Annotated in this window: 11 protein-coding genes; 10 read left to right on the top strand and 1 reads right to left on the bottom strand. The window is 73.7% G+C overall.

Going from position 1 to position 16,704, the window contains the following annotated elements:
• Positions 1–9 precede the first annotated feature (9 nt).
• The 10 genes from ACTSKS_RS01145 to ACTSKS_RS01190 all read left to right on the top strand — a co-directional run bounded on the left by ACTSKS_RS01145 (position 10) and on the right by ACTSKS_RS01190 (position 14,057).
• A complete protein-coding gene (locus ACTSKS_RS01145) occupies positions 10–780 on the top strand; it encodes a hypothetical protein (RefSeq protein ID WP_442927211.1) in 771 nt (256 codons plus the stop codon).
• Positions 777–2,972 carry a glycosyltransferase gene (locus tag ACTSKS_RS01150; protein WP_144819471.1) on the top strand — a complete coding sequence of 732 codons (2,196 nt, stop codon included), beginning with the start codon at positions 777–779 and terminating at the stop codon, positions 2,970–2,972. The genes ACTSKS_RS01145 and ACTSKS_RS01150 overlap by 4 nt, the downstream gene beginning before the upstream one ends.
• A gap of 97 nt (positions 2,973–3,069) precedes the next feature.
• Complete coding sequence (wecC, locus tag ACTSKS_RS01155) at positions 3,070–4,326, top strand: UDP-N-acetyl-D-mannosamine dehydrogenase (protein WP_144819472.1); 1,257 nt, start codon at positions 3,070–3,072, stop codon at positions 4,324–4,326.
• Positions 4,327–4,375: 49 nt separating this feature from the next.
• Positions 4,376–6,181 (top strand): glycosyltransferase family 4 protein, encoded by a 1,806-nt coding sequence (locus ACTSKS_RS01160; RefSeq protein ID WP_442927212.1) that lies wholly within the window; start codon positions 4,376–4,378, stop codon positions 6,179–6,181.
• A 112-nt stretch (positions 6,182–6,293) separates the two neighbouring features.
• On the top strand, positions 6,294–7,604 hold the full coding sequence (locus tag ACTSKS_RS01165) for a nucleotide sugar dehydrogenase (RefSeq protein WP_144819474.1): 1,311 nt from the start codon (positions 6,294–6,296) through the stop codon (positions 7,602–7,604).
• Entirely contained in the window at positions 7,601–8,224 is a 624-nt protein-coding gene (locus ACTSKS_RS01170; protein WP_144819475.1) for an acyltransferase, read from the top strand. Before ACTSKS_RS01165 ends, ACTSKS_RS01170 begins: the two co-directional genes overlap by 4 nt.
• Positions 8,217–9,320: a DegT/DnrJ/EryC1/StrS family aminotransferase gene (locus ACTSKS_RS01175; protein WP_144819476.1), complete on the top strand. Its 1,104-nt coding sequence runs from the start codon at positions 8,217–8,219 to the stop codon at positions 9,318–9,320. The genes ACTSKS_RS01170 and ACTSKS_RS01175 overlap by 8 nt, the downstream gene beginning before the upstream one ends.
• Entirely contained in the window at positions 9,317–10,303 is a 987-nt protein-coding gene (locus ACTSKS_RS01180; RefSeq protein WP_144824296.1) for a Gfo/Idh/MocA family protein, read from the top strand. The genes ACTSKS_RS01175 and ACTSKS_RS01180 overlap by 4 nt, the downstream gene beginning before the upstream one ends.
• The gene (locus ACTSKS_RS01185) at positions 10,303–11,931 is read left to right on the top strand and encodes a glycosyltransferase family 4 protein (RefSeq protein WP_442927227.1); all 1,629 of its coding nucleotides are present in this window, start codon (positions 10,303–10,305) and stop codon (positions 11,929–11,931) included. The genes ACTSKS_RS01180 and ACTSKS_RS01185 overlap by 1 nt, the downstream gene beginning before the upstream one ends.
• Before the next feature lie 77 nt (positions 11,932–12,008).
• The gene (locus tag ACTSKS_RS01190; RefSeq protein ID WP_260446663.1) at positions 12,009–14,057 is read left to right on the top strand and encodes a hypothetical protein; all 2,049 of its coding nucleotides are present in this window, start codon (positions 12,009–12,011) and stop codon (positions 14,055–14,057) included.
• Positions 14,058–14,112: 55 nt separating this feature from the next.
• On the opposite strand, the gene ACTSKS_RS01195 is transcribed toward ACTSKS_RS01190, so the two are convergent.
• Entirely contained in the window at positions 14,113–16,698 is a 2,586-nt protein-coding gene (locus tag ACTSKS_RS01195; RefSeq protein ID WP_144819480.1) for a glycosyltransferase family 4 protein, read from the bottom strand.
• Positions 16,699–16,704 lie beyond the last annotated feature (6 nt).

Here is a 16,704-nt window from a genome sequence, read left to right on the forward strand (position 1 = left end):
ACGGTTCTGATGCCAGCTGGGAAGTCCATCCGTCGGGTCGCGCGCGCGGGCGCTCGCCTGCTGCCGCCCGAACAGCGCCGTCGGGTGCGCCGCACCGGCGGCGCGCTGCTGCGCAGGCTGCCGCCGCAGGTGGCCGAGGAGGTCCGCGGCGTGTTCGGCATCCGCTGGGGCGACCGTCCGGCGCACGCCCGGCCGGCCGACGCCCTGGGCCTGGCGGGCGGGCAGGCCCGTGTCCGCCCCGGCAGCGCCTCCCTCACCGGCCGCGGTGCGGCCGCCGTCGGCGCCGATCCGGAGGCCGCGGCCCGACTCGAGCGGGCCCTGGGCCTGGCCGACACGTCCCGCGCCGAGCGGGGCGGGCGGGCCGTCGGCGTCGTCGCCGCCCCGGACGTGCGCGCGGCCCTCGCGGCCGCCGGGCACCGTGTCGTGCCGCTCGTGCCGGGCACCGCGGGCGCGGTGGCCGAACGCGTGGAGGCCGTCGTCGTGGATGTGGACGGCGTGGACGGGCCGTGGGCCGGGGCCCTCGACTCCGCCGGCGCGGCCCTCTACCTCGAGCTGCGGGGTGCCGTGAGCGCGGCCGCCGCGCGCGGGGTCACCGTCTGGGTGCTCTCCCGGGGCCGTCACCGGCACCGGCTCGGGGCCCTCGCCCTGCTCCACGCCGAGGACGTCATCGTGGTCGAGGCCGGCGCGGACCGGACGCCGTTGCACTTCACCGAGGACCCGGGCGACGCACCCCAGGGGATCGCCGACGTCCTCGCCGCCTGCCCGGAGGAGAGCGCATGAACACGCACCACCCCGACCGCCTGACCGATGCCGCCGGCGTGCGCGTCCTGCTCTACGGCGACGTCGACCTGAACGTCATCGACGGCTCCGCCACGTGGCTGCCCTCCCTCGCGGAGACCCTTGCCCGCACGGGTGCGAGCGTGGACGTCCAGCTCAAGGCCGTCGAACGCCGGGACCTGCTCACCGCTCCGCTGCGCGCCCTGACGGGGGTGCGCGTGCTCCCCGCTGAGCCGGCGGCCGGGCAGGGGGGAATGACCCCCTCCCGCGCCGCGGACGTGCTGGCCCGCCGGGACGAAGAGTCCCGGTACGACGTGGTGCTCGTGCGCGGCATCCACGCCTGCCTCGAGCTCGCCGACCGCGGCGCCTTCCCGGGGCGGCTGTGGTCCTACGTGACCGAGTACGGCTACGTGGAGGACGGCTTCCCGGCCGGGCGCGTCGAGGAGCTCGGCCGCATCGCCGCGGCGAGCCGTCTGATGCTGGCCCAGACGCCCCAGGCCCGCGCCGTGCTCGAGGCGATGGTCCCGGCCGCCGCCGGGCGCACCGAGCTGCTCTCGCCGATGGTGCCGGACGGGCTCGCTCCGGCCGAACGCGGCGAGGCGCCCGCCGACGGCCCGGTGCGTCTCGTGTACACGGGCAAGTTCGCCCACGACTGGCGCACCGACCTCATGCCGGACGTGCTGACCGCCCTCCACGATGCCGGCGTCCCGGCCACGCTCACGATGGTGGGGGACAAGGTGCACCCCGAGCGGGACCGGCCCGGCTGGGCCGCGGCGATGCGCTCCCGCCTCGAGGCCGACCGGCCCGACTTCGAGTGGACCGGAGCGCTCTCCCGCGAGGAGTCCATGGCCCGCACCGCGGTCGCGGACGTCTCTCTGGGCTGGCGCGCCCCCGCCCTGGACCTCTCGCTCGAGATCTCCACGAAGGTGCTCGAGAGCTGCGCGGTCGGAGTGCCGCCGCTCCTGAACCGGACCGTGGCGCACGAGGAGCTGCTGGGGGCCGACTACCCCCTGTTCGTGGACGGGGTGAGGGACTCGGCCCGGGACGTGGCCGCCCGCATCGCGGCCGCCCGCCACGACCTGCCGGCCCTCTCGCGGCGCGTCGTCGAGGCCGCCGCTCCCTACCGCATGGCCGCCCGCGCACGCGCCCTGACGGGCCTCATGGACCGGCTCGGCCTGCTCGACCGACGGCCCGCCCGCGGCGGGTCACGCACCCGCGTGGTCCTGGCCGGCCACGACCTGAAGTTCGCGGGGGAGCTCGTCGACCTGCTGCGGGACGACCCGGGCGTCGAGCTGCGCATCGACCACTGGCAGGGCCTGCACCGCCACGACGAGGCCGCCTCACGCCGCCTCGTCGAGTGGGCCGACGTCGTGGTGTGCGAGTGGGCGGGCCCCAACGCCGTCTGGTACGCTCGACACAAGCGGCCCGGCCAGCGGCTCGTGGTCCGCCTGCACATGTTCGAGCTGCGCGGCGGCTGGCTCTCCGCGCTCGAGACCGACGCCGTGGACCGCCTCGTGACCGTCTCCGATCTCTACCGGGACCTCGTGCGCGAGCACCTGCCCATCGAGCCCGCGCGGGTCTCGGTGATCCCCAACGCCGTGTCCGTGGCGGACCTGGACCGTCCCGGCCTGCCGGGTCGCCGGTTCCGGCTCGGCCTCGTCGGCGTGGTGCCGTTGCGCAAGCGCCTGGACCGGGCCGTGGACCTGTTGGAGATCCTGCGCACCCATGACGAGCGGTTCACCCTGCACGTGCGCGGCCGCATGCCGTGGGAGTACCCGCACGAGTGGCGCAAGCCCCTCCAGCGCGAGGGCTACCTCGACCTGTTCGCCCGCCTCGGCGCCGGTCCGCTGCGCGAGGCCGTCGCCTTCGAGCCCTTCGGGGCGGACATGGGCTCGTGGCTGACGAAGATCGGCTGGGTGCTCTCGCCGTCCACCACCGAGAGCTTCCACCTCGCGCCCGCCGAGGGCATGGTCTCGGGCGCGGTCCCGCTCGTCTGGGACCGGCCCGGCGCGAGGGGCGTGTTCGGCGACGAGTTCGTGCTCGACGACACGGACGCCGCGGCGCGGCGGGTGCTCGAGACGGTCGCCGACGACGCGCGGTGGGACGAGCTCTCGACCCTGGCCCGGGACCGGGTGCGCGCGTACGACGAGCGCGTCGTGGCCGGCCTGTGGCGCGAGGCGCTGGGGCTGGACTGAGGCAGGCCGGGCGACGGCGGTAGGGTGGGACGCGTCCGCCCCCGCCCGCCGGTGCCTGGGGCCGCCGCCGTGAACCATTCCCCATCGAGGAGACCCCGTGAAGAAGATCGAGACCGTCGCCGTCATCGGCCTGGGCTACATCGGCCTGCCCACCGCCGCCATCCTCGCCGAGAACGGCGTGAGGGTGCTCGGCGTGGACGTCTCGGACCGCACGGTGGACGCCGTGAATGCGGGCACGGTGCCCTTCGTGGAGCCGGACCTGGCCGGGTTCGTTACGCGCGGCGTCGAGAAGGGCCTGCTCAGCGCCTCGAAGACGACGCCGGCCGCGGACGCCTACATCGTCGCCGTGCCGACCCCGTTCAAGGACGGACACTCCCCGGACCTGGGCTACATCGAGGCCGCCGCCCGCGGCCTGGCCCCGCAGCTGACCGGCGACGAGCTGGTCATCCTCGAGTCCACCTCGCCCCCCGGCGCCACCGAGCACATGGCCGAGGTGATCTTCGCCGAGCGTCCTGAGCTGCGCGAGTCCGAGCTGGACTTCGCCCACTGCCCCGAGCGGGTGCTCCCGGGCCGCGTCATGGTCGAGCTCGTGACCAACGACAGGATCGTCGGCGGCTCGACCCAGCGCGCGGCCGAGCGGGCCCGCGACCTCTACCGCACATTCTGCGAGGGCGAGATCCTGCTGACGGACACCCGCACCGCGGAGATGGCCAAGCTCGTGGAGAACTCCTTCCGCGACGTCAACATCGCCTTCGCCAACGAGCTGTCCGTGATCTGCGCCGAGCAGGGCATCGACGTGTGGGAGCTCATCGAGCTCGCCAACCACCATCCCCGCGTGAACATCCTGCAGCCGGGCCCCGGCGTGGGCGGCCACTGCATCGCCGTGGACCCGTGGTTCATCGTGGACGCCGCCCCGCAGACCGCCCGGCTGATCCGCACGGCCCGGGAAATCAACGATGGCAAGCCCCAGTGGGTCATCGACCAGGTCAAGGCCGCGGCCTTCGACGTCCAGCAGGAGACCGGCCGGGCGCCCGTCATCGCCGCCCTCGGGCTGGCCTTCAAGCCGAACATCGACGACCTGCGCGAATCCCCGGCCCTGAACATCGCGGCCGAGCTGGCGGGCCAGTTCTCCGGGTCCGACGTGCTCGTCGTCGAGCCGCACGTGACGGAGCTGCCGGCCGCGCTGCAGGGCAAGGACAACGTGCGCCTGGTCGCGGTCGACGAGGCCCTCGAGGCCGCCGACATCGTGGTGCTGCTGGTGGACCACTCCGCCTTCGCCGACCTCGGCGACCGCGTGGCCGACAAGCGCGTGATCGACACGCGCGGCCAGTGGCGCACCGACCCGTCCCTCTGACCCGACGCGGCCCGCGCCCCGCCCGCCCCGCCGACAGGAGCCTGCACCGATGACCGCACGCGAGCGCCCCGCGTCATCCCGCCGCCCGCTGCTGCGGTCCCTGGCCCTGACCGCCCAGACCGTCCGCGAGCACGTGACGGACGATCCGGTGCTGCTGGCCCTGCAGGTCTCCCGTCGGCTGCCGCCCGCGCTGGCGGGCGGGGCGGCCGACATCCTCACCCGCCTGGGCCGGAACGGTGTCGTGCCCGCGCTCGGCCACGAGATGCGGGGCGAGCGCGCGGCGGCCCTGGCCGCCCTCGGCGTGGACGAGGCCGGCCGGCCCGTCCGCGCGTCCCGTCCGAGGGCGGGGAACGTCCGCGGGCTGGTCCACCGGGCCGACGCAGCCCTCGGCATGGGCCGGCCCGACGTCGCCGAGACGCTGCTCGGCAGCGTGCCGGAGGAGCATCGCGGCGCGGCGTGGACGGCCGCCGCCGCACGCCTGGCGGCCCACCGCGGAGACCTGGGCGGCGCAGCCGCGCTCGCCGCGCGGCATCCCCGCAACCGTCATCTCGCCCGCCGCATGGCGGGCGAGCGGGACGCGTTCCGCGGCGTCGCCCCGACCGTGCCGACCGAGCCCGGCTACCGCCCGGTCCCGGGGCGGGTGCTGCACGTGCTGACCAACTCCCTGCCCCACACCGGCTCGGGGTACGCCCAGCGCAGCCACGCGATCCTCACCTCCCTGCGGGACGAGGGCTTCGATGCCGCCGCCGTGACGCGGCCGGGCTACCCCGTGCAGATCGGCGTGCCCTGGGCGGCACAGCGGGATGTCGTGGACGGGATCGGCTACGCCCGGCTGCTGCCGGCGCGGCTCGCCCAGGGCCAGGCCGCCCGCATCCAGCAGCACGCCGAGCTGCTGGCCGCGCACGTGCGACGACACCGCCCCGCCCTGCTGCACACGACCACGCACTTCGTGAACGCGCTCGCGGTCGAGGCCGTGGCGCGGGCCTTCGGGATCCCGTGGGTGTACGAGGTCCGCGGGCAGCTCGCGGACACGTGGGCGGCGGTGCGCGGTCCCGAGGCCCTGGCCTCGGAACGGTACCGGCTCTTCCAGGAGCGGGAAGCCGAGGCCGCCCGCCGCGCCGACGGGGTCGTGACGCTCGGGGCGGGCATGCGCGACCGCCTGGTCGCGGCCGGGGTGGCCGAGGACGCCGTCGTGCTCTGCCCCAACGCCGTGGGCCCGGCCTTCGTCGCCGAGCCGGTGGAGCGGGACGAGGCACGCGCCCGGCTGGGCTGGGACCTGCCGACCGACGCCTTCGTGGTGGGCACCGTCTCGAGCCTCGTGGACTACGAGGGCCTGGACACCCTGCTGCGCGCCGCCGCGCGGCTGGCCCCGCACCGTCCCGGGCTGCGCGTGCACATCGCCGGCGACGGCGTCGCCCGTCCCGGGCTGCAGGCCCTGGCCGCGGAGCTCGGCATCGCGGAGCTGTGCGCCTTCCCCGGGCGGGTCGACCGCGAGGATGCGCGCCTGCACCACGCCGCCCTGGACGTGTTCGCGGTCCCGCGCCGGGACCTGCCCGTCACGCGCGCGGTGACGCCGATGAAGACCGTCGAGGCCTCGGCCACCGGTCGGCCCGTCGTCGCCTCGGGCCTGCCGGCCCTGGCCGAGCTCGTCGAGGACGAACGGACCGGCCTGCTCGTCCCCGCGGAGGATCCCGCAGCGCTGGCCGCCGCCCTCGACCGGCTCGCGGGGAACCCGGCCGAGCGGGCGCGCCTCGGCGCGGCCGGCCGGGAATGGGCCCTGCACACGCGCACCTGGGAGGCCAACGCGGGTCGCTATCGGGCGCTCTACGACCGGCTCGGCGTCCACCCGCGCTGATACAGTGACGCTGGCGCCGGGCCTCCCGCACCCTCGTGTTCCGGAGGCCTCCTCGGCGCCCGCCCGACGCTCGCCGCGTGGGGCCCGTGCACGGAAGGAAGACTGGACCCGCATGAAGATCGCCGTCGTCGCCCTGGGCAAGATCGGCCTGCCGCTGGCCGTGCAGTTCGCGAGCAAGGGACACGAGGTGGTCGGCGTGGACGTCAACGCCACCGTCGTGGACCTCGTCAACGCGGGAACCGAGCCCTTCCCGGGCGAGGCCCACCTGCAGGAGAAGCTCTCCTCCACGGTGGCCGACGGCCGCCTGCGCGCCACCACCGACTACGGCGACGCCGTCCCGGGGGCCGACGCCGTCGTGCTCGTCGTGCCGCTCTTCGTGGACGACGAGGCCCGCCCCGACTTCGGCTGGATGGACGGCGCCACCACCGAGCTGGCGAAGCACCTGACCCCGGGCACCCTCGTCTCCTACGAGACCACGCTGCCCGTGGGCACCACCCGCACCCGGTGGAAGCCGATGCTGGAGGAGGGCTCGGGCCTGACCGAGGGGGAGGACTTCCACCTCGTGTTCTCGCCGGAGCGCGTGCTCACCGGCCGCGTGTTCGAGGATCTGCGCCGCTACCCCAAGCTGATCGGCGGCCTGACCCCGGCCGGCGCCGAGCGCGCCCGCGAGTTCTACGAGGCCGTGCTGGACTTCGACGAGCGTCCTGACCTGTCCCGTCCCAACGGCGTGTGGGACCTCGGCTCCGCGGAGGCCTCCGAGATGGCCAAGCTCGCGGAGACCACCTACCGCGACGTCAACATCGGCCTGGCGAACGAGTTCGCCCGCTACGCCGGCTCGAACGGCATCGACATCTACCGGGTGATCGAGGCTTCCAACTCGCAGCCGTACAGCCACATCCACCGTCCGGGCATCGCCGTGGGCGGCCACTGCATCCCGGTCTACCCGCGCCTGTACCTGTGGAACGACCCGGCCGCGGACATCGTCCGCACCGCGCGCGCCGTGAACGCCTCGATGCCGGACTTCGCCGTGGACCTGCTCGCCCAGGCGCACGGCGACCTCGCCGGTCAGCGCGTCGTCGTGCTGGGTGCCGCCTACCGCGGCGGCGTGAAGGAGACCGCGTTCTCCGGTGTGTTCGCCACCGTGGGCGCCCTGCGCACCCGCGGCGCCGAGGTCACCGTGGACGACCCGATGTACACGGACGAGGAGCTCACCGCGCTGGGCTTCACCCCGCACTCCGCAGGCGCCGAGGTCGACGCCGCGATCCTGCAGACGGACCACGCCGAGTACCGCGCCCTCATCCCGGCCGACCTGCCGGGCGTGCGCACCTTCGTGGACGGCCGCAACGTCACCGACGCCGACGCCTGGGCGGGCGTGACCCGTCGGGTCATCGGCCTGCCGCAGGACGCCGAGGCCGCCCGATGAGCGGGAACGTCTTCACCGCCGCTTCGGCCGACGTGGCCGAGGACGCCATCCTCGGCGCCGGGACCAAGGTCTGGCACCTCGCGCAGGTCCGTGAGCAGGCCCGCCTCGGCGAGCGCTGCATCGTCGGTCGCGCGGCCTACATCGGCACCGGGGTGGAGCTCGGCGACGACTGCAAGGTCCAGAACCTCGCCCTCGTCTACGAGCCGGCCCGTCTGGGCCGCGGCGTGTTCATCGGACCCGGCGTCGTCCTGACCAACGACACCTACCCCCGCGCGGTCAACCCGGACCTGTCCCAGAAGTCCGGGGACGACTGGGACGCCGTGGGCGTGGACATCGGCGACGGCGCCGCGATCGGCGCGCGGTCGGTGTGCGTCGCGCCGGTGCGCATCGGCGCGTGGGCCCTGGTGGCGGCCGGCTCGGTGGTCACCCGCGACGTGCCGGACTTCGGCCTCGTGGCCGGGGTGCCCGCGAAGCGCATCGGCTGGGTCGGCCGGACAGGCCGCCGGCTGGAGGAGAAGGACGGCGTCTGGGTGTGCCCGGACACCGGGGAGACGTTCATCGAGCGGGACGGGGCGCTGCGCCCGGCCGGACCCGCGCAGGAGGAGGAGAACCATGGCTGAGTTCATCCCGGCGGCGAAGCCGCTCATCGGTGACGAGGAGCGCGAGGCGGTGGACCGCGTCCTGCGCTCCGGCATGGTGGCGCAGGGCCCCGAGGTCGCGGCCTTCGAGGAGGAGTTCGGTGCCGCGATGGTGGACGGCCGGGCCTGCGTGGCCGTCAACTCCGGCACCTCCGGCCTGCACCTGGGCCTGCTGGCCGCGGGCATCGGCCCCGGCGACGAGGTCATCGTGCCCGCCTTCACCTTCGCGGCGACCGGCAACGCCGTCGCCCTCACGGGCGCGACCCCGGTGTTCGCGGACGTGGACCTGCAGACGTACACCCTCGACCCGGCGGACGTGCGCGCCAAGGTGACGGAGCGGACCGCCGCCGTCATGCCGGTGCACCTGTACGGCCACCCGGCCCGCATGGACGAGCTCGAGGCGATCTGCCGCGAGCACGGCCTCCAGCTGTTCGAGGATGCGGCGCAGGCGCACGGCGCCCGCTGGAGGGGACGCCCCGTGGGCACCTTCGGGGCGTGGGGCATGTTCAGCCTCTACCCGACCAAGAACATGACCTCGGGTGAGGGCGGCATGGTCTCCGTGGCGGAGGAGGACGTCGCCCGTCGCCTGCGTCTGCTGCGCAACCAGGGCATGGAGGTCCAGTACCGCAATGAGCTCGTGGGCTTCAACAACCGCATGACGGACATCCACGCGGCCATCGGCCGGGTGCAGCTGACCAAGGTCGGCGCGTGGACCCGGCGCCGGCAGGAGATCGCCGCCCGCTTCGACGCCGAGCTGCGCGGGGTCACCGTGCCGACGGTGCTCGAGGGCGCCGAGCACGTGTACCACCAGTACACGGTCCGCCTGCCCGAGGAGCTGGCCGGGAAGCGGGCGGACGTGCTCGCCCGCCTGAAGGACGAGTTCGGGGTCGGCACGGGTGTCTACTACCCGGTGCCCACCAATGAGCTGCCCTCCTTCAGCGTCGAGGCGGACCTGCCGAACACCCGCGTGGCCGCGTCCACCGTCTTCTCCATCCCGGTCCACCCGTCCCTCACGGACGCGGACGTCACGCGCGTCGTCGAGGCCGTCAACACCGTGGTGGCGGAGGCCGCCGCATGAGCGTGCTGCGCACCGGACTGATCGGCCTGGGCATGATGGGACGCCACCACGCCCGTGTGATGCGCTCCATCGAGGGCACCGAGCTGGTCGCCGTGGCCGACGCCATGGGTGACCCGCACGGCGTGGCGAGGGACCTGCCCCTCTACGACTCGGTCCAGGGGCTCATCGACCACGGCGTGGACGCCGTCATGTGCGCGGTCCCGACCGGCCTGCACGAGGAGGTCGGCATGGCCCTGGCCGAGGCCGGGGTGCACGTGATGGTCGAGAAGCCCATCGCGCACAGCACCGAGGCCGGCACCCGCCTGGTCCGCGCCTTCGACGAGGCCGGCCTCGTCGGCGCGGTGGGCCACATCGAGCGCTTCAACCCCGCCCTCCAGGAGATGCGCCGCCGGATCCAGGCCGGCGAGCTGGGCCGGGTCCTGCAGATCACGACCGTTCGCCAGGGCGGCTTCCCCGCCCGCATCGCCGACGTCGGGGTCGTCAAGGACCTCGGCACGCACGACATCGACCTGACCGCGTGGCTGGCGGACAGCCCGTTCACGCGCGTGGCCGCGGAGACCATGACCAACTCCGGCCGTGAGCACGAGGACATGGTGGTCGCCAGCGGCCGCCTCGAGTGCGGGGTCATCACGAGCCACGTGGTGAACTGGCTCTCGCCGGTGAAGATCCGCCAGACGGTCGTCACCGGTGAGCTCGGCGCGTTCGTGGCGGACACCGTGCACGCGGACCTGACCTTCCAGGCCAACGGATCGGTCCGCACCCGCTGGGACGCGGTGTCCGCGTTCCGTGGCGTCTCCGAGGGGGACGTCACCCGGCTGGCGATCGAGAAGCCCGAGCCGCTGCACACCGAGCACGAGGCGTTCCGCGACGCGATCCTCGGCGTCCGGCAGGAGCACGTGTCCATGGCGGAGGGGCTCGACACGCTGCGCGTGGCCGAGGCGATGATCGCGTCGGCCCGCACGGGCGAGAGGGTGGCCCTGTGATGCCCCCGAGCGGAAGCCGGTGGTGGCGCCAGGCACGTGGACACGCCGTCCGCTCTCTCATCCGGCGTGCCGAAGGACTGCCGGGGCCTGGCCGTCGGTTGCTCCGTGACGGGTTCACGGCGCTGCCCGAGTGGACGCCGGGGAAGGACAGCATGCGTCGGATAGCTGGGCAGACCCGGTCCCGCCGACGTGATGGCGACGAGTCGCCGCCTCAGAAGGCGACACCGCGTCGTCGACCTCCGGGAGGCTACGGTGGATACCTGCATTGGTCAGACGCGGGATCGACATACTCCGAACGTGAGATCGCCACCTTCCTTCAGCTGGAGCTCGCCCACCTCAAGCAGGCTCTCTACGCCGAGCCGCTCCCGCCCCTTGAACCGACGGGGTATGAGGAAGAGGACGCGAGCAACACCGAAGACCGCATCGCCGAGTACTTGGATCTCGTCGAGGATTCCTCAGTGGCCGAAGGTGATGTGAGCCACCTCGTCATTCTGAATCAATACCCGAAGGTGGGGGCGGAGTATGGGAACGGATTCGTTCACCGCCGGGTCAAGTACTACATCGAGGCCGGTGTCCGAGTGCATGTGGCAGTGGTCAACGCGTCGGAGGAACCCAGCTCGTATGTGTATGACGGCGTGCCGGTTCTCGTGGGCAGGGGCGCCGAGGCCCGTCGTCTCCTCGAGACAACCGCGTACACATCGGTCTCGACACACTTTCTTCAGCCGTATATCTGGCGTCAAGTGCGTGAGGCGATGCGAGGGCACAGACTCTTCTCCTTCATGCATGGCTTCGAATCACGTCGATGGATCCGAACAATTCGGAACTACCGGTCACCTGAGCCGTTGGTGAATGGCATTAAGGACAGCCTCACTCGACAGCGATTCTGGCGCGAGGTTCTGAATGACCCGGCGGGACCCGAGAAGTTCGTGTTCGTCTCCCGCTGGTGGCGTCAGGGAGCCCAGGATGACCTGGAAATGGTATTCCCAGAGCAGCGAGTTGCGGTGGTGCACAATGTCATCGACACCGAGCTCTTCCGCTTCCATGAGAAAGACCCCGCACAGCGATTCCGGTTGCTGTGGGTCCGGTCTGCTGCGAACCTGAACTACGCCTCGGATCTCGCCGTCGCAGCATTGGTGCGCTTGAGGGAGACCGAATGGTGGCCGCAGCTGGACATCCGGATCATCGGCGACGGGAAGTACTTCGGTGCATTCGAGGAGACCTTCGCCGACGATGAGAACGTGGTTGTTGAGCGACGCTTTGCCTCTCAAGCAGAGATTGCTCGACTTCACCGGGAATACGGCATGTTCCTCGTGCCCACACGATGGGACTCGCAGGGCGTGTCCCGAGATGAAGCGATGTCGTCTGGCCTGGTCGCCGTGACCAACGCGGCGTGTGCTGTCCCCGAATTCGTCGACTCCAGTTGCGCCGTTGTAGCTCGTCCGGAGGACGTTGAAGGCCTGGTGGCCGGGATGATCCGGGTGTTCGAGTCGCCCGAACTCTTCCTCCGCCTGGCACGTGCGGGCGCACAGAGGGTCGCAGCCTCCACGTCACCCACGCACACCGTGATGCGTGAAATGGCGCTGATGGGACTCCTGCCCGAGTCCGGGGGGAGCGAGGCTTCGTCATGAGGTATCTGATGATCACGGCCGGTTTCGGGGTTGCCGAAGCGCGGCTCGTCGATGACGCACGGCGGAACGGGTCCACCATGGACGTCATCGACGTTCAAGGGCCCTCCTGGCTCCGATTCACCGGCTCCGGGAGGCCCGTGCCCCTGTTCCGCTGGATCGCCCAGTGGCCCCTGCGGGACTCCAGCAACCAGGTCGCGCGGGTGATGCGTCAGGTCCTTGAGCGCGGTGCATATGACCTGATCCTCGCGTCCGGCCTGCGGGCGTGCGGGTTTGCAGGACGATACCTCGAAGCCGAGTTCGTCCCCCTGCTCTGGCGGGGCGACCTGGACTTCTCGGCGGTCCGCCGGCACTCGGAAGAGGATTTCGCAGCCGTCACGAGGGCCGTGGACCGGCTGTTCCTCGAGGACGAATGGGAGTTCGACAAGGCCCTCTCGAAGGGGTCGTGGAGCGCCCACCTCCGCCATCCACGTCGAGCCCTGCCGCCCGAGTTGTTGCCTCCGCTGGCCGAAGAATTCGAGACGCCGAGCGTCGTCGTCCTCCACCCCGAACACGTCGACGCCGACCGCCTCGCGGCACAGATGGAGGCGCTCCAGACCGCGGTGGACACGGTGCCGGGCGCCTCGCTCCGCAGCCTCTCGGCCTCCGCCCTCTACCGCACCCGCGACCTCGTCGCGGGACGCGCGTTCGACGCGGTCGCGGCGACCCGGCTCGGCGGCGCCACGCACGTGGTCCTCGTGGGCTCGTCGCGCGACCACACGGCCGTCGGCGAACTCCTGGTCGGCGCCGGCGTCGCGGAACGGTTGGTGGTGGAGGACACCATCGGCTCGGGCGCGTGGGCCGCGGGCCATCCGGGCGTGCGGACGGGGCGGGGGCTGCGCCTCGTCACGGAGCTCGCCGCGGCCCTGCGCGGGGGGCCCGAGCCTCACTCCGCCGTCGACACCGTCGACGCCGGCACCACCGACCTGCTCGCCGCCTACCGCACGGCGATGACCGGTCTAGTGGACAGGACGTTCGAGGACCTCGCGGTGCTGCGGCACGACGGCCCGTTGGACGTGTTCTTCTCCACCTCGCCGCTCGAGGACCGCACCGACGGGGCCCGTCCCCAGCGGGTGCGCAACATGAACGACGCCCTCTCCGAGCCCGCCGCGGCGCTGCGGCTCTCCTCCGTCCCGGGCGTGTTCGACCGGCGGCTCCGGGTCCTGGACGATGCTCTCGCCGCCGGCCGTCCCCTCGGACTCCTCTACGGCGAGAACTCGACGTCGCCGATCCCGGTCGGCCGGGTGACCGCCGCCCTCGCGGACGTCATGGCCCGCTTCTCGGCCGGCGGCGGCACGAGCGTCTGGTTCGTTCGTGACCTGCACTGGCTGGACGAGATCGACGGGTACCTCGAGGACGCCGACGCGCGGCGCGACGTCCAGGAGCGTGGGCTCGCCGAGTTCGACGCGATGGCGGCGGCCGCGGATCGGCTGGCGGCTCCGTCTGCGGAGTCCGGGGCGGGCTTCGACGCCCTGCTGGCCCGCCATGGCCGCGGGCCCGTGGACTGGCTGCCGCTGCCGCCGGCCGTGTCTCCGGCGAACACCGTCCCCGCCGACGCCCCGGCGATCGGCGAGGAGGGCGTCACCCTGCTGTACGCCGGAGGCGTGGGCGGGATCTACGGTCTGGGCCAGTATCTCACCGCCGTCGGGACGCTCGACCCGCAGGTGCGACTCGACTTCGTCGTGCGCGCGGGGGAGCGTTCCGTGTTGGAGGACATGCTGGCCGAGCACGGCCTGGCGGACCGACCCGGGCTGCGGATCACCACGGTCCCGCTCGAGTGGTACGTCCCCGCGACGAAGACCGTGGTGGGCGTGGTGCTGCTGGGCGGCGAGTACGTCCGGTTCAGCTTCCCCTACAAGACCATGTCCCTGATCGAGCGCGGCTACCCCGTGCTCTGCTTCGCGGACATGGGGATCGCCGACTTCCTCGAGCGCAACCGCGTGGGGCTCGGTGTCGCGCGCTCCTCGGAGGCGATCCGCGCCGGCATCGACGCGCTCGTGCGGGACGGGGCGCCCGGCATGACCGACGCCCAGCGCACGCAGTCCTGGGCCGCCCGGGTGGCCACCGCCCGGGCATCGGCCGAGGACTGAGTCCCGGCCCCACCGGGGGCGCCCATCCGGGGACCCGGCAGGGGCCCGCGACGGATCACACCCCGGCGGGCCCGTCCGTCGTCTCCGCGGGGCTGAGCAGGGCCTGCATCCGCACCAGCACGGCTTCGGGCGCGTGCAGCCGCGCATGGTACGCGCGGGCCCGCTCCCGGCGCTCCCGCGCGGCCGCCGGCGCCTCCTCCAGCAGGCCCAGCACCGTGGCGAGGAGCGTGGCGTCGTCGGCTTCGATCGCCGGCGGGGCGCACTCGTCCGGCGCGGCAGTCACCGGCGGCCCGGCGACCACAGCGCTGCCCGCGGCCAGGGCCTGCAGGGCCGCGACCTCCAGTTCTCCCGTGTGCAGCGGAGCCACGACGACGTCGCCGTGGAACGCGTCGGGTCGACGACGGAACCGGGGACCCGACGGGGCCTCGACCGGGATCCCGCGTGCGGTGAGTTCCGCGACCAGCTCGTCCACCGCTGCCGACTCGGCCGAGGTGCGGTCCCCGGGCAGGACGAGCACGCTGCGGGGTGCAGACGCGCCGTCGTGACCGGGTCCCCGGTCCGTCGGCGTCGGGATCGGTGCGGGCAGCCACAGCACGCCCGGCGTCAGCAGCGCCTCCACGCGCCGGTGGGAGAGCACGGGGACTCCGGCGGCCAGGGCGGCCTGGAACGGGCGGCCCTGACGCCGGATGCGGCGGTCCACCGCCGCCCGCGCGTCCGGGGCCAGCCCTCCCCAGGGGTGACCGGGGACGGCCGTCAGCCGCCGGTCGACGCCGGCGAGGTTCCGCTCGCCGGCCACGAGCGCGACCTGGCGTCCGCGAGCCCGGAGGGAGAGCAGTTCATGGACGGGGGACTGCTCGGCCCGGCCCCACAGCGGCCCCTCGCCCCCGCTGAGGACCGTGCCGTGGGCACGGTCGTCCGTGACCCAGTCCTGCAGGACGCCCCAGACCGCCTCGGGGCCGCCCACGGCGAGGCCGCGGCCCTCGGGGACCTCCCGTGGCGGCCGCAGCGTCACGGGGCCGGCGTCGGCGGGCCAGGCGTCCACGAGGGGCCGGACCGTGGGCGGGTCGCCCACGACCAGGAGCCCGCGGGGCTGGGGATCGCGCGCGGGGTCCGGGGCGATCTCCACGGGCGGCGGCGCGGCGGGCGTGGGCACGAGACGTCGCCAGAGGCCGTGCAGCGCCCGCTCGGCGGCCTCCCACCCGTGACGGGCGGTGATCTTCGGGGTGCGTGCGGCGGCGGTCAGCTCGGCTTGTCGCGCCAGGAGGTCGCGCACCGCCCGGGCGAGGTCCGCCGCGTCCCCGGGGGTGAACACGGTCCCCACCCCCTGCTCCCGGACGAAACGGGCCTGCTCGCGAAGGTCGGACACGATCAGCGGCAGACCCGCCAGCAGGCATTCACGCAGCTTGGTGGGGACGGCGCTCTCGTGGGCCGGGGTGGGGAGCAGAGGGCTCACGCCCGCGGTGGCGGAGGAGACGTACCACGTCACAGAGGCCGAGGGCACGTAGTCGACGATGTGCATCCGGTCGGCGACGTCGAGCTGGGCCGCCCGGTCGCGCAGGCCCTGCCGGGCGTCGGGGTCGGGGGAGCCCACGAACGCGACGTGGACGCCGGGCAGCAGCGGCAGGGCGTCCACCAGCGTGCCCACGCCGCGGACCGCGGCCAGCCTGCCGAGGTAGACGAGCAGCGGGACGTCGTCGGACAGGCCCAGCTCGGTGCGCAGGGGCGGGCGCTCGGCCGGGTCCATCGGGAGCTGCGTGCCCCACGGCCCGTTGATCACCGTCACGGGGCGTTCCGGCAGGGCGTGGTACTCGCGCATCCGTTCGGCCAGTTCGTCCGTGACGGCGACGACGGCGTCGGCCCCGTGAATCAGCTCGGCCTCGGCCGCCTTCCACGCGATGCGCTGGTCCACGGGCCCGGGCATCATCTGGCCGGGCAGCCACTCGTGGGCGTCGTAGACCCACGGCACCGGCGGCAGGCCGCGCGCGGCGCGGTAGCGGTCGTAGGCGGCCGCGGCGGGCAGGGGATGGCGGTCGTGCACGTGGACGAGGTCGGGCGCGAGGTCGATCAGGGCACGCAGGAAGCCGTCCTCGTAGTCCGCGATCAGGGGCCAGACTTCGCGCCAGGCGCCGGTCCGTCCGGCGGCGAAGTTCTTCAGCGCGCGCCGGCCCCGCGTTGCTGCCGGGCCCCGGCGGCCCCGTGCCGGGCCGAGGCGGTCCAGGCGACGGGCGGCCCGGCCGAGTCGGCCGCGGGCCCGGTCGGGCAGGGCGTGGGGCGACAGCCCGTGCACCACGGCCTGGGGCAGGCCCGCCCCGGCCTCGTGGGCGAGGTCCCAGGCGGTCATCGCCGCAGCCTCCTCGGGGTCCAGCACGGCGGACCAGTCCGTCACGTCCGGCCGGGCGGTCCCGTGCAGGGTCTCCCAGGCCAGGTGCCGCCGGAACGTCACGGGCACGCGCAGGATGGGCACGGACCCGTACCGGCCGAGGTTGAACGTGGTGCGGTGCGAGACGCCCACCACGACGACCTCGTAGCCGGCGCGCACCGCAGAGACCGCGGCCTTCTCCACGCGCGAGTCTCCGACGACCTGGTTCCCCACCAGCATCGCCATCCGAGGTCGGCGGGGGGCGGGCGTGGCGACGGCCATGGGGCT

It is taken from the genome of Micrococcus sp. TCR-5 (assembly GCF_052220525.1).
Classification (GTDB): Bacteria; Actinomycetota; Actinomycetes; order Actinomycetales; family Micrococcaceae; genus Micrococcus; species Micrococcus luteus.

What these genes read in the sequence shown, in the direction of transcription:
- ACTSKS_RS01150 (WP_144819471.1), top strand. Translation starts at nt 777, where the DNA reads ATGAACACGCACCACCCCGACCGCCTGACCGATGCCGCCGGCGTGCGC.
- ACTSKS_RS01185 (WP_442927227.1), top strand. Translation starts at nt 10,303, where the DNA reads ATGCCCCCGAGCGGAAGCCGGTGGTGGCGCCAGGCACGTGGACACGCC.
- ACTSKS_RS01195 (WP_144819480.1), bottom strand. Translation starts at nt 16,698, where the DNA reads ATGGCCGTCGCCACGCCCGCCCCCCGCCGACCTCGGATGGCGATGCTG.
- ACTSKS_RS01145 (WP_442927211.1), top strand. Translation starts at nt 10, where the DNA reads ATGCCAGCTGGGAAGTCCATCCGTCGGGTCGCGCGCGCGGGCGCTCGC.
- ACTSKS_RS01160 (WP_442927212.1), top strand. Translation starts at nt 4,376, where the DNA reads ATGACCGCACGCGAGCGCCCCGCGTCATCCCGCCGCCCGCTGCTGCGG.
- ACTSKS_RS01180 (WP_144824296.1), top strand. Translation starts at nt 9,317, where the DNA reads ATGAGCGTGCTGCGCACCGGACTGATCGGCCTGGGCATGATGGGACGC.
- ACTSKS_RS01165 (WP_144819474.1), top strand. Translation starts at nt 6,294, where the DNA reads ATGAAGATCGCCGTCGTCGCCCTGGGCAAGATCGGCCTGCCGCTGGCC.
- ACTSKS_RS01170 (WP_144819475.1), top strand. Translation starts at nt 7,601, where the DNA reads ATGAGCGGGAACGTCTTCACCGCCGCTTCGGCCGACGTGGCCGAGGAC.
- ACTSKS_RS01190 (WP_260446663.1), top strand. Translation starts at nt 12,009, where the DNA reads ATGGACGTCATCGACGTTCAAGGGCCCTCCTGGCTCCGATTCACCGGC.
- ACTSKS_RS01175 (WP_144819476.1), top strand. Translation starts at nt 8,217, where the DNA reads ATGGCTGAGTTCATCCCGGCGGCGAAGCCGCTCATCGGTGACGAGGAG.